Source organism: Hydrogenophaga sp. T66, assembly GCF_057219855.1.
This window is the reverse complement of record NZ_JBXVVX010000001.1, coordinates 50,706-63,350: the sequence shown is the minus strand read 5'-3', so window position 1 is coordinate 63,350 and position 12,645 is coordinate 50,706. Positions and strand designations below refer to the sequence as shown.

The 12,645-nt window shown below is 59.8% G+C and carries 10 protein-coding genes; 2 read left to right on the top strand and 8 right to left on the bottom strand.

Translation table 11 applies throughout. The features are described 5' to 3' along the window. Positions 1-10: 10 nt before the first annotated feature. The 3 genes from AC2D80_RS00260 to AC2D80_RS00250 are packed head-to-tail and all read right to left on the bottom strand — an operon-like array spanning position 11 to position 2,657. Positions 11-889, bottom strand: a complete 879-nt coding sequence (locus tag AC2D80_RS00260) for a class I SAM-dependent methyltransferase (RefSeq protein ID WP_484632621.1) — start codon at positions 887-889, stop codon at positions 11-13. Between the two features lie 56 nt (positions 890-945). Beyond that, positions 946-1,953, bottom strand: coding sequence for a MerR family transcriptional regulator (locus AC2D80_RS00255; protein WP_484630976.1), 1,008 nt, complete (start codon positions 1,951-1,953; stop codon positions 946-948). 8 nt (positions 1,954-1,961) lie between these two features. Beyond that, positions 1,962-2,657: a YkgJ family cysteine cluster protein gene (locus AC2D80_RS00250; RefSeq protein WP_484630975.1), complete on the bottom strand. Its 696-nt coding sequence runs from the start codon at positions 2,655-2,657 to the stop codon at positions 1,962-1,964. A gap of 325 nt (positions 2,658-2,982) precedes the next feature. Here AC2D80_RS00250 and AC2D80_RS00245 point away from each other — a divergent pair, with 325 nt between their 5' ends. Then, positions 2,983-4,083 (top strand): AraC family transcriptional regulator, encoded by a 1,101-nt coding sequence (locus AC2D80_RS00245; RefSeq protein WP_484630974.1) that lies wholly within the window; start codon positions 2,983-2,985, stop codon positions 4,081-4,083. A 42-nt stretch (positions 4,084-4,125) separates the two neighbouring features. Here the strand turns inward: AC2D80_RS00245 and AC2D80_RS00240 are convergent, their stop codons facing one another. From AC2D80_RS00240 to AC2D80_RS00220, 5 genes are all read right to left on the bottom strand, one after another. Further along, positions 4,126-5,025, bottom strand: coding sequence for an alpha/beta fold hydrolase (locus AC2D80_RS00240; RefSeq protein ID WP_154163053.1), 900 nt, complete (start codon positions 5,023-5,025; stop codon positions 4,126-4,128). Positions 5,026-5,759: 734 nt separating this feature from the next. Further along, the gene (locus tag AC2D80_RS00235; protein WP_484630973.1) at positions 5,760-6,530 is read right to left on the bottom strand and encodes a CPBP family glutamic-type intramembrane protease; all 771 of its coding nucleotides are present in this window, start codon (positions 6,528-6,530) and stop codon (positions 5,760-5,762) included. Between the two features lie 565 nt (positions 6,531-7,095). Further along, complete coding sequence (locus tag AC2D80_RS00230; RefSeq protein WP_484630972.1) at positions 7,096-7,287, bottom strand: hypothetical protein; 192 nt, start codon at positions 7,285-7,287, stop codon at positions 7,096-7,098. 796 nt (positions 7,288-8,083) lie between these two features. Further along, positions 8,084-9,397 carry a hypothetical protein gene (locus AC2D80_RS00225; protein WP_484630971.1) on the bottom strand — a complete coding sequence of 438 codons (1,314 nt, stop codon included), beginning with the start codon at positions 9,395-9,397 and terminating at the stop codon, positions 8,084-8,086. A 307-nt stretch (positions 9,398-9,704) separates the two neighbouring features. Beyond that, a complete protein-coding gene (locus AC2D80_RS00220; RefSeq protein ID WP_484630970.1) occupies positions 9,705-10,169 on the bottom strand; it encodes a GNAT family N-acetyltransferase in 465 nt (154 codons plus the stop codon). Between the two features lie 132 nt (positions 10,170-10,301). Between AC2D80_RS00220 and pdxR the strand changes: the two genes are divergently transcribed. Beyond that, the gene (gene pdxR, locus AC2D80_RS00215) at positions 10,302-11,741 is read left to right on the top strand and encodes a MocR-like pyridoxine biosynthesis transcription factor PdxR (protein WP_484630969.1); all 1,440 of its coding nucleotides are present in this window, start codon (positions 10,302-10,304) and stop codon (positions 11,739-11,741) included. The last annotated feature ends 904 nt before the right edge of the window (positions 11,742-12,645 follow it).

Below are 12,645 nucleotides of genomic sequence, written 5' to 3'. Positions count from 1 at the left end.
CGGCGCACCATCAGCGGGCCTTGATAGCACTGAGGTAGCGGAAGCCGCCACCGGCGATCTGCAGCCCATCACGACGTCGTGCAAGGTAGCGGTGATTGAGTTCTGCAGGGCCTAGATCCTCTTCGACATCGAATCCAGCTATCGCCAGCAAAGCCTTCATCTGTTCGGGCGTGCCCGATGACTGCCAGGGCTCCCCCCCGGCCGCCATGACATGCGCAGTGAACTGCATCATCGTTCGCTCGATGGGAGGCAGGCACTGCTCGTCCAGACGGTAATCCATGATGAGTGTCGAGCCGATGGGCAACGTGCGCAGCGCATGGATCGTGCGCTCGACAGCCGCTGGGTGGAGGTACACCAGCACGCCAAGTATCGACACGACCGTGGGGGCAGACATGTCGACGCCCCCCTGGGTGAGCGCATCATCTACCGTGACTTCGCGCAAGTCGGCCGACACCCAGTGGAGTCGAGCAGGCGTTGCCCAACCGTTTTCGGCGTACACGCCCTGCTTCCACGCCTGCATGGCTGGCTGGTCAAGCTCAAACACGTCGATGGCAGGCAGTGCCAGCGCGGCTCGCAGGGCCCAGGTGTCCAGCCCCGCACCGATGACGGCGTACTGGCGGCTCCCCAAGGCGATGGCTTTGAGCAGGCGATCTTCAGCAAACCTTGAGCGCACCACAATCCCGGCGCGCAGTGATCGGGCCGTCACGTCGTTGTGGGCATCCGGGTCCAGCATCAGGGCAGCGGCGGTTTGTGGCCCGAGACAGCTCAGTGCGAACGGGTCTTCCAACACGCGCTGCTGCTCCAGCAACTGGTGCAAGGCACGCGCGGTGGCAACGCGCAATGCCGATGGGCTCGGACAGGGGGCGGAAGGCGTGGGTAGGTAGTGCATCGTCAGGATCTCCAGTGAGTAAAAACCGCACTTTCGAACCTCACGTAGCGTGAGAGTCAAGGGGTGATTTGAGCGAGATAAGCGCGAAGCTCAGGCGAAACGAAATGCCCATGGGCCAAGATGGGCTCGGCAACATAGGCTTGGCGCATCTTCTCGGCCAGCGCTGCGTCGTGGCGCACGGTTCTGGCAAGCAGATCCAGATAGCGCGCCTGCAGCACGCCTGCCTCTGGCGTGTTCGGCAAGGTGCCTGCCTGCAGCAAAGCGTGTCCGTCGGCGGCGAACTTCTCCCACTCCGGGCCTAAGGAGCCATCCAGTCGTGCCAGGTCTTCGGCACTCAGGTGTCGCTCCAGCGCGGCCATGCGTGCGCCAATCGCCCGCTCCAAGTACGTGAGCATTGCCGGATCCAGCCCGGCATGGGCAGCCGTCTCCGGGGCTTGGCGGTGCATCTGTGCCCATTGCAAGACGGTGCGCAGTTGACCGCCGAAGACGGCCATGGCCACGTTCATCCACTGCTGCGCCAGGCGTTGCACTTCTGGCATGTCAACGGGCGCATCAGAGCTTTGACAGCGGCTGAGGGCTGCGGCGAGAGGCTCCCAGCGTGGCCGCTCTTGGCGCCATTTACCCAGTAGTTTGCGTATGCCATGCCCCGGAAGAAGGCGTTGGTAGCTCGTCAGCAAGTGCACGCCTGCCAGCAAGGCCTCAGTGTTGTCCTCCCCGCCGTTGTTGGTGAGCAAGGTATCGTGCAGTAGCTGCAAGTTTTCTTTCAGCGCCCGTGCCTGCTCGATCGCGCGCTCCGTTTCCATGATCTGACGGCCAACCAACTCAAGTGGGGCGATGCCGCTCCCGGCCAACGCCACACCAATGACACCCAGGCTCAAACCGAGTTGTTTGAGGGGCGTGACCGTGTGCAGGCGCTCGATGTCACGCGCGTTGTAGAGCCGGTAGCCCGACTCACTCCTGCCACTGGGTTGAACCAACCCAATCGCGTCGTAGTGGTGCAGCGTTCGCACCGTCAGGCCGGTACGCCGGGCGACCTCGCCAACTGTCAAATTCGATGATTTCAAAGGAGGCCTCATGCGGTGGGTGTCATCCTGAACGCGAGGCGAGCTGTCGTATCAAAGGCGCGGCAAGCCTGCACAATGGATTTGGCAATGGTTTCTGGGGCACCACTTTGCACTATGGCGTCAAGAAAGACCCGATGTGCCTTGATGGCCACCACAGCGATGTCGGCGGGCCGCTGGGGAACGCGCCCTTCTGGGAACGCCCCTGCGTGGTTGATGACAAAGCCTGCCGTTGCCCGGATGGCCGCGTGCGTACGCCTGCTTTCCTCGTTGCCGTAGTGAAAGCGCCAGCGGGCGATTTGTTGGTCAATTTCGCCATGGCCAGACAGAAGCCCCGATGCCGCAAAAAGCCGACAGTCGTAGTCGCGGCATGTCTGTGGCCGCTCGCGGTAGATGGAGCAGGCACCTTGTTTGAGTAACGCACAGTGACCGCGCCGGGTCGTGCTGATCAGTTGGTAGTTGCCATCGTCGCAGTGGGCGGGAGGTGTGACGAGCAAGCGCGCGGGAATGGCCGCACGGGTGGACCACTCCTGCCGGTGAACCGGAATGAAATACCCGGCCCGACAGCAAGCCTTGCAGTCGCCGCACGGCACTGAGGCACCTTGTCCAGTTGAGAAAGCGTTCAGCGTATCTTGAAGCCAAGACTGGAAATCGCCGGCGTATCGAAAATGGTCGTTTGATGTGATTTCAGAGTCGATTGTTTGCATGAAGACAATCCTCAAGTCTGACGCCACGTCAGGGTCAAACTCATTGCCTGATAACAACAGCGTGGCTTTCTAAACATGAATAGCGCAGGATCCAAACTCCGTTGCGTGGCTGGTCATGCCCTTGGCGTGGTCGGCAGAGAATGTGCACTGACGTGTGAATCTGATGAGCGACGTCACGGTTGTTGCGTGGTGCTGTAGGTCGTAGAGGCGAAGAAGCACAAGTGACCATCACCGTGCGCGACGCAAAAGGCTCAGGTAGAGAGACGCCTGATGGCGAGGCTTGACTTGAGACGCGGCATCTGCCATCGGTGAGACAGTGGCTTGAATGGTGATGAAGCCCTGCCCAAACACAAGAGAGAATGTGCTTAGGGTATTGACTCCTTTAGATGTACATGCACCGACGATGACGACGCGCACCTCTAGTCCAAAAGTTTCCGCCCGAATTGGAGCTCTGATCATTCATCGTGCCAGCGTCTTGGGCGTACAGCCTGCACACTTGATGTCCAGCACAGGATTTAACGCCGAATGGCTGAGTGATCCTGAAGCACGCATGCCGCTTGCGGTGGAGGAGCACCTGTGGGCGCGCGCAGCGGACTTGACCCACAAACCATCGTTTGGCTTGTTTGCCGCAGGTCTGATCCGCCCGGGAGAGTTCGATGTGCTGGATTACGCCGTGCGTACCGCGCCCGACTTGCGCACGGCCCTGCAGCGACTGGCACGCTACAACCGCCTTCTGCACGACCTCGCGACTTTCGAGATCATCCCGATTGGTGAAACCACACGGATCGAGCACAGATTTGACGTGGTAGGCGTGCGGCCATGTCCGCAGGCCGCAGAGTTCACGTTGGCCTCGCTGGTGGTGGTTGCGTCTCAGCTCTGCGGTGAACCGGTGCAGGCGCTGAGCGTCGAGTTCGCGCATGCAGCACTGGACAAGCTCGAGACGTACCGAGAGGTCTTTGGAGTTACACCCCGTGTCAAGTGTTCTGTGTCTTGTCTGGTGCTGCCCAGCGAGCTGTTGGACCGCCCGGTACCTGCTGCCGATCCAGGTTTGTCGCGGATTGTCATGGCCCATGCCGAGCAAATGCTCGCAGCCAGCCAGTGTCCACCAGAGAATATTGTCACGTTGGTGCGACGACAACTGGCCGAAGGCATGGCCCACGGACAGACATCGCTGCAGGCAGTGGCTCGGTGCCTGAACCTGAGCGAACGCAGCCTTCAGCGTCGACTCGATGATCAAGGCACACGCTTTGCCTACTTGATGGACGAAGTGCGACGTGAGCTGGCCATGCGCTACATCGCCGATGAGCACCTTGCACTGGGTGAGGTGGCCTACCTGCTGGGCTTTGCAGACCCTAGCTCTTTCCACCGCGCCTTCAAACGCTGGACTGGGATAACCCCCGCGGCTGCTCGGCGTTCTCGGCACTGAGCCTCTAAACCCATATGGGTGTCTGCGGCAAGCAAACATGAGTCACTTCGTGCCGATGCGTGCAAGAAAGCTCAGTAGTGCTGGTGCCACGCGCTCAGGCATCTCTAGATGCGGGTAATGGCCTGCTCCTTCAACGATCAGAGGGATGGAGCCAAGAGCACATGCTAACCACCGCGCTTCGACTACAGGATCGGGAAAGTCGGGATCCTTCGTGCCCATCACCACCAGCGCTGGCACACGGCTTTGCTCGACGATAGCGGCGGTATCGGCTTTGGATAGGCCGATCATCATGCGCAACGCCTCCATGCGACCAGGCTCTCTGAGATTGGCGGCGAGCGCAGCTTTGGCTTCGGCGTGGTCCTCTGGCTTTTGAGACGGAAATAGGCTGTTCCAAAATGCCAGCCAGAAAGGCACACGCCAAGGTCCAGCAAAACCTACGGCAACGGCGGTCTTGGCGAACCATGATGGCTGTCCGTCACGCACCACGGGCCCTAACAGCACGACGGCACGTACTTTTGTTGGCGCATCGTGGGCCGCCCACAACGCAGATCCCGCAGCAAATGAATTGCCCAGGATCACTGCGGGGCCTGCGTTCAAATGGTCAATCAGTGCCAAAGCATCACGGCCGACGGCATGCGCGGAATAGTCACGCCAACGCGCTGTCGTGTCCCCGTGTCCACGAACATCCATGGTGACGACGCGATATCCGGCCTGCTGAAGCAGCGGTCGCAGCGCCCGGTATTCTGAACGCAGATCACCCATCCCTGGAACGGCCAGAACCAGTGGGCCACTGCCGCCTGTGTCATCGTAGGCAATATGGCCTTCATCTACAGGCAGAAATCGGGTGCTCGCGTAAGGGAGGCCCGTCTCTGCAGCATGAGTCGCAAACGAAAGGCTGCCGACCTTGGCTGCAGTGATCAAGCGCTTGGATGAAGTATTCATCTGTACGTTCCTCAGAGATCAGTCAACGATCAACTGTGCCGTACATCGGAGAGCGCAGAAATGACCCAAGACGCCAAAGTCTTGACATCACGTGACATTGCCGAATGACTGCCTACCCCAAGCGCAGCGCAAGGGGAAGGTTCGAATGTCAGCCAGACACTTGAAATGAGCGGCAGGTCCCATGCGATAGCACCACTAGATCTCCCGTGATAGCTGAAATTCAGCACCATATTGACTGACCTTTTCCTCACTGACCGTTACTCACTCCAAAGCAGCTATTGAGGACCGAAAGCAGTGCCACTGGGTGGGCTGCTACCTGGCAGAAAGCGGTACTACGATTTGCAGACGTGATCTGCAGCAATCGCTGCATAGTGACCTTCTGCCGCATAGAGGTCGGCCAAAGACTGTAAGGCGACGGCCAACAGGAGACATAAGCTTCACCTGTTAACCCAGTTGCAAACGTTTGTAGCGCTGCGGAGAACGAACTACGGTACTGGTCAGAACTCCGCCTCTATGGCCTTCTGGCTCGGTACGTTGTGTAGCCACAGACCATGACCTCGCGGCTGAAATAGGGACTGCTGCAAACAAGAGATGCAAGGGAAGTGCCAGAGGAGACTAGCCCAGCAATAGGCCACGAGTAGTGCAGTCTTCATCACGCTCAAGCGGTAAAGAAAGCCAATGTGCGCTACCGCAAGCCTAGCGTCGCTGCTGTTCGGTTGCTTCTCCCAGCCTCCTCAACTGAGCCATCGACCCATCGCAAATCCAACGTGGGTAGTGGCATGGGCCAGCATCGAACTCTCGAGGCTGCGGCGCCAGAACAGCCAGCCGTAAACAACACCGCCGAACATGTTAAGGCCGATCGTCCTCGCGACGATGGGCCCGGTCAACTCCACACTCTGAGCCAAAAACGGCAGATGCCCGGCCGCGAAGACAGTGGCAGAAATCGAAATGCCGGTCCAGGCGGCGAAGTGCGTGGCCTGTGTGCTGATAACAGGCCCGGAAGGTAACAATCGCGTTACGCTCCAGATTACGAAGCTCATAAGTCCCCAGCGCAGCATGACCTCTTCGGTCAAGCCGCCGTAAAGGGCGCCAAGCAGCAAGCCTGAAAACGCCGGATCCGAAGCGGCCTCACCTGAGGCACCGTTCCAGGCGGGCCCGAGCAGATCTGCTGTCGCGGCGTCGATGAACCAGACCACCAACGCCACGGCAAGCCCGAGGACCACCGCTGTTCGACAGGACAAACGCGCTTCAGCATCACCCGCGAGTGCGCTGCGAAGACCGCTCCGATGCGCCAATGCTGCCCCTAAAGCGGCCATAGCTGTGAGCAGAATCAATGGATTCATGATCATCATCAGCCGAACGACGATCTCTGGCATCTCTTGCAACGCCGGCGCCTTTAGGAGTAGCGCGGCAGGTACCGGCTGCAGCAGCAGCGCCGCAATACCGAAAAAGCCGAAGCCCCACACTGGAAGAAAGCGCCGGGCGAAGCTAGGTGCATAGCTCATGACCGACCATCCTTCCATCCATCGTGACGAGGATCGTTCCAGCCGCGCGATAGCATGCATCGTTGGACGTCGGCTTCTACTTTGATTGACCGCTCTGCGACGGCTCTCCCATCTTTTGGATCGACATAAGACAGGCTGCGTTCGGCGACTTCGTAACAGCGCTTTCGATCGCTGCCAAATTGATCGTGGAGTGCGCGCTCGGCGTAAGTTGTTGGTGCGATGCGAGACGAGCATGCAGCCAGCGCTAGAGCTGTCATGACGAGACACAAACTGAAAAATCTTGAGAATCTCATGAGACGGTGAGAAGACAGGTCAAAGGTTGGTTATCGCTTGCGGAGTCGTAGTGCTTTTACAGTCGTTTGACCTGCTAGTTGTCAGGTGCGGCCTCCAATGAGATTGCGACTGCACGAAGAGGCTTCGCCAGACGCTGAGCTTGCCCGAATAAAGGTTGGCGACCACATAAGCCTCTGCCAATCGGATCAAGGTACTGATCATTCAGCACGAGCGAGAGCCTGCAATCGAGCGACGAGAACCCCGGATAACGTTGCATGAAGCATGCAGGCTGTCAGTAGGCATTCGTAGCAAAAAGCAGATACGCCTCAAAGCTGGCCAGGCGATCGGCGAGGAAGTCTCGCGCGAGCATCACATCAGACGCTCTGCCATTGAGGCGAAGGTAGGCATTAAATAGCGGCGCGATCCTATCGTTCTCATCCGAGTCGGCGAGCCGGATCGAGAAGGTAGCTGTGGGCTTGTTCATTTCACGACTATCCACTGTGTGCCGTAAACCTGCGGCTGGCCTCTCGAGAGGTGAAGTCGGTCGAGCGCTACACGCTCCAGTGGCTTTGCATCAGCGTGCCCCAGAGCAACTGCACTCAGCAAGAGGCTGTGCGCCAGTTCGAGATCTGCGACTTCCGAGCCATGCAGCAGGATAAGACCTGCGTCGGCGAGTGCTTGAGGAGGGAATCTCTCGCCCCTGGCGAGTAGCTCTTTGGCCAGTGCGCGGCGGGCGATATCGCGTGATGGATTGAAGACGAAGCAAGCAGACTGCCGATCTCGCTGATCACTGCGCGCTAGTGAGGCTAGCTGTGCGGCGGCCGTTGTCCCATCTACGCTCGGTAATGGGCCGCAAGCGGTTGCAGCAGAAAGAGCAAGCAGGCCGGAAAGCGCCATGCCAGTTGCGCCCGATGCAAGGGTCGCTCCCACCTTCCGCGTGCGTGCCACCAGTAGCAGCACGATCCCCACGAGGGCGAGTGGTAGGGCGGCGCTGACCAGTACGAGCGCACCCAAGCCGACCCACGGAAGTAAGCCGAGAGGAACTGCAACCACGGCGCAAGCCAGGCACCAGGCGAGACCACGGGCACCATGGAGAGTTCCAATTGCGAGCAGGGCCCACAGGAGGAGCGAAGTCCACACGAGGTGCGGACTATGCTCGCGCAGAGACACCGAGAGCGCGTCGAGAGCGCTAAGCGCGCCGATCAATCCAAGAGGTGTTGCTACCAGGCACGCCAACCAAACACTACGAACGAGCAGCCTGGTATCGCCAACCAAGGACGTCACGACACCACCTCTGACTCCGTAGCTTGTCGTTGAAGAGCAATGGGGTACGCCCCGAGCCTGTCGGTGAGACCAATAACCAGCTGCTGGAGCAGTCCGGCGGTAGAGGAGCACTGCTGGGTGTGAAGCTGCAGGTGTGATCGACCAGCCAAGTCGATTCGCGTGATGACTGCCAATTGGCCGGGCAAAGGCTGAACTGTCAAGCCTACATCTGCAACAGCTTCTGCAACGCCTGCCCACTCGGCATCGACGGAACCTAGATCGCTGAAGACCATGTATGACGGTGCGGATGCGAGTTCGGCGCGTGCTGCAGCGGTCAGTGCATGGAAGTCACCGGGTCCATGCAGCCATGGCAGCACGTTCAGTAGCCAGACTGGGAAGGCGCACGCAAGTCCACTTTGGATATTGCGTTGTACACGTACCGCCAGGGCCTCTTCAGAGTCGCCAGCAGACAACCGATAGCTGCCCAAAAGTAAGCCTGCGCGGCATGCGACGCTAGGAGCGCCCTGCTCAAATCGACGCATATCTACAGCATGGCTCACAGCGAAAGTCGCGTGCTCATTACCGGTAGCCTCACGCAGTGACGCCAGAGTTTGCGAAACCAGCCAGGCGTGTGAGCTGACGCCCAGTGCATAAGCGCTTTGGCGTGCCGCTTGCAGCGCCTCGGGCGGCACCGTCATCCGGTGGATAAAAGGGACCTGAATCGAGGGCCCGCTATGCCGCCTTTCAACGCGAAACGCTTGCTCAATCCCTGTTGCGATACTTGTCAACCCCTTCATCGCTGCTTCCGCGTTCTCTGGTTCGACTTGCAGTTTGAATGCCGGTGCGAAGGGCTTGCCCTCGTGACGGGCCTTCATTTGCATCGTCAGCCGCAGCAGATCGCCCAGCAACACAAGCGCTCCGCGACCGTCCATCAGTGCATGGTCAAAGACAAGCGCGACTCTCTCAATGCGGCCACGGCTGCCAACCAAGAGGCAGCGTACGCCAGCACTGCCGCAAAGATCGAGCTGTAAGGCGTGCCGGCGCAGGTATGCCCATTCCGGTCCAACAAGGCACAAGCTGTCGTCGAAACTGTTGACCGACTCGAAGGCCGGCGCTCCGTCTGCCCCGAGCACAACTGCAGTTCGCAGCGCCTCATGGGTCGTTACCAAGATTGCAAATGCACGACGGACCTCGACTTCATCTACCGGACTTGATAGCCGGGCGTGCACGATAAAGTTTTGGCGCTGTATGGCGTTGAGTGCGCAGAAGAACCGCTCAATCAGATCAAGCGGACGGGCAGACCCGCAGAGGTAAGGGATGCTCTGGTTCATCAGATCAGTCCAGCTTTCCAGATACAGCGACCTGCGCTTTGGAGTATCGGCGTTCGTCTTGTGTGTAGCGGTGGCGCTGAATTAGGGCGGTAATGCGATACAAGTGCGCTACCGGGCAACAGAAACGCCATGTTCTAAAGCACGCCAGCCCTAAACCAAATGAAGATCTCTCTGTGCGGTAATAGAGGTGTTTCATCTCTACTTTCTTAGTGAATAGCGGAGCGTTAGCAAGCCAGGACGGCCACCGTTCGTACAAACGGCTTAGCCGTATCTATCGAGTGCAACACTGCCATTGCCTACTGGATGTTCAACCGGGATGGACGACCCACGAGTAGCCCACGAAGCTGGTGGAACGCTCGAAGCCCAGGGACGCGTAGATGGCTTGAGCGCGCACGTTGTCCTCGGCCGTCTCCAGCGTCACACGGGCGGCGCCAATTCGTCGCGCAAACTCTCTCGCTTTCTCGATCAAGGCTCTGCCCACACCGGCGTGCCGGTGGGCACGGTCCACATAGAGGTCGTTCAGGACCACCGTCCGTGCGCAGGCGATCGAGCTGAATCCGCGATACAGCTGGCACAGCCCGATCCACCGGCCTTGACGTCGAGCCAAGAACACGGTCGATTCACCGGCTTCGAGACGCTCGACCAGATACCGACGGCAGAGCTCGATGTCTGAGCGGCAGCCATAGAAGCAGCGATAGCTGTTGAACAAAATGGCTGCATCGCTGAGCTCTGGGCTGGTCGCCGCGAGTTCGGTGACTTGGACAGAGGGCATGGGAGAACTCCTGAGGAATGTGCGCCGATGATTCGACAATGCTGGATTGGCGGGAAGAACCAGTGAATGGATAAACTTCAGACCAGTTCGCACTGTGCGGCGGCGGTCAACAGGCACTTCACTGTCCGTTCCATGGACCCTTCCGACGATCTCGCTCTCGCCACCCTGGTGGACCTGGCGCAGGCTTCACGCGGCCAGCGCTCGGTCGTGCTGAGCCTCACCCAGTCCATGCGCAGCGCCATCCTGAGTGGACGGCTTGCCAGCGGAACCCGCATACCCAGCACGCGGATCTGGGCCAAGGCGTCCGGCTTGGGGCGCAGCACCCTGGTGGAAGTCATCGACCAGCTGGCCATGGAGGGGTATCTCGAAACGCGCCAGGGAGCCGCCACTCGTGTTGCCCAGATCGATACCCCAACCGCTCTCGGCGTGCCCTCCGTTCCGGCCGCGCCAGTGCGTTCGGATCGCTGGCAGCTCGACGACCCGCCTACGCCGGTTACGGCTCGGGCTTTCAGGACGGGTCTACCGGATCTCCAGAGTTTTCCCGCGCAGGAGTGGGCAACTCTAGTCGCCAGACGATGCCGTCAACCCATCAGCCATGATCTGAGCTACGCGCATCAGTGCGGACTTCCGTCACTACGCGAGGCTTTGCTGACACATTTGCGTCAGGCCCGTGGCGTGCGGGCTCATGCCGATCAGGTGGTCATCGTTCCAAGCGCTCAGGCGGCCTTCTCGATATTGGCGCAAGCCTGCGTCGAGCCGGGTGACGTGGCCTGGGTCGAGGACCCAGGCTACCCCGGCATGCGCTCGGTTCTGAGGAGCCGCGGCGCGATGGTTGTTCCTCGGCCAGTCGATGAGGCCGGCATCACCCTCGCGCTGGACGGAACCTCGCCCCCCAGACTCATCTACACAACTCCCTCGCACCAGTTCCCGACCGGGGTGACCATGCCCCTGTCAAGACGACTGGAGCTGCTCGATTTCGCAGCTAGGTACGATTCTTTGGTCATCGAGGACGATTACGATAGCGAGTATCAATACCAAGGACGTCCAATTGCAAGTCTGCAAGGATTAGACACACAAGGCTGTGTGGCCTACGTTGGCACCTTCTCCAAGACACTGGCGCCAGGGCTGCGTATGGCTTATCTGGTCGTGCCGCCGCGATGGCTGCGGCTTGTGGAGACGATTGCAACGGTCTCTGGTTATGCAGTCCCAGTGCACTTTCAGCTGGCCATGGGTGACTTCATCGTCGGAGGCGGTTTCCAGAGGCACCTGCGTCGCATGACGACCGAGGCTGGTGCCCGGATTCAACGGCTGGCCCACCTTCTCCGGCGATCGCAAGATGCTCGGCTGGTCGTTCCCGCACCGCAAGGCGGCCTTCAGATGTGCGTGGGCTGGAAGGGCTCCATATCCGACACCGAGGTAGTGCAGCGGATGAAGAACGTCAATGTGAGCGTGCTGCCCTTGTCTTCCCTCTGCCATGGACAAACGCTGCAGGGCTTCGTGCTCGGCGTCGGTCTTGTGCGCGGTGCCGACATCGACGCCGCCTGCAGTTGCTTACTGGCCTGCCTCGACTGACGAGCGTCTGAGTCACCTGCGGGTATCGGCATCGGCAGTCCGAGCGGCCGAAGTGGTCTGACCGGTTCCTCCTCACTGGTTCTTCTACTTCGTTGCTGTCGTCGCCACCATGCGCAGGGGTGGCCGACCTCTTTGCGGTCACAAAGCAGTTTTCCGAACGGTGATGGATTTCAGGATCTAGACGCCGCACGGATCGATACCAACCGGCACCATGTCCTATCTCCATGTTACTGCGTCTAGTCTCAATCCTCCCGTTGCTGGCTGCTCTGCTGTTCCTGGGCTCAGCCCAGGCCCGCTGTGTTCAGGATCGCTATGGCAACACCCTGTGTGCTCCGGCAGACAGTCGTTGCGTCATCGACCGGTACGGCAACTGGCAATGTTCGTCTGAGGGAGGCGATGCCGTTCTGGACCGGCACGGCAATCCGGTGTGCGGTGCAGGTCGGTGTGTGACCGACATCAATGCCGATGTGTGGTGCTCGAGTCAACCCCGGGGCAGCGCTGCGCTGGACCGATACTCCAGAGCGGTTTGCTCGGGCGGCTGTTCGCCCGCCACACCAAGCGCGTGCTCGACATTGAAAAAGTGACCTGAACCTCATTCAGTCAGTAACGCCCCGAGAATGCCACGCGACCGAAGCCGATACGTTCTGACCGGGGATCGCGATGACAACACTTGCGGCCTAACAGCATCTCTGCACGCAAGCAGACTTGGATCCCTTTTCACTATGAATCACTCCCGCAGTTGGTCTGGACTGTATGCATGCGGAGTGGCCAAGCTGTGAAGTTAAAAGCCGCGGCTGGCGGCTCACCCGAGGTAAGGTCATACGGGCTGAAGCTTGCCTATCACACTGGACCGGGAGAGTTTGTTGGCTGGCGCCTTCGGTCAAGAAAGTGGCGGGAGCAGTCT

Bases quoted from the DNA above. Each gene is read 5' to 3' on its own strand.
- AC2D80_RS00245 (WP_484630974.1), top strand. From the start codon at position 2,983: ATGGTGATGAAGCCCTGCCCAAACACAAGAGAGAATGTGCTTAGGGTA.
- AC2D80_RS00250 (WP_484630975.1), bottom strand. From the start codon at position 2,657: ATGCAAACAATCGACTCTGAAATCACATCAAACGACCATTTTCGATAC.
- AC2D80_RS00230 (WP_484630972.1), bottom strand. From the start codon at position 7,287: ATGAACAAGCCCACAGCTACCTTCTCGATCCGGCTCGCCGACTCGGAT.
- AC2D80_RS00220 (WP_484630970.1), bottom strand. From the start codon at position 10,169: ATGCCCTCTGTCCAAGTCACCGAACTCGCGGCGACCAGCCCAGAGCTC.
- pdxR (WP_484630969.1), top strand. From the start codon at position 10,302: ATGGACCCTTCCGACGATCTCGCTCTCGCCACCCTGGTGGACCTGGCG.
- AC2D80_RS00240 (WP_154163053.1), bottom strand. From the start codon at position 5,025: ATGAATACTTCATCCAAGCGCTTGATCACTGCAGCCAAGGTCGGCAGC.
- AC2D80_RS00260 (WP_484632621.1), bottom strand. From the start codon at position 889: ATGCACTACCTACCCACGCCTTCCGCCCCCTGTCCGAGCCCATCGGCA.
- AC2D80_RS00235 (WP_484630973.1), bottom strand. From the start codon at position 6,530: ATGAGCTATGCACCTAGCTTCGCCCGGCGCTTTCTTCCAGTGTGGGGC.
- AC2D80_RS00225 (WP_484630971.1), bottom strand. From the start codon at position 9,397: ATGAACCAGAGCATCCCTTACCTCTGCGGGTCTGCCCGTCCGCTTGAT.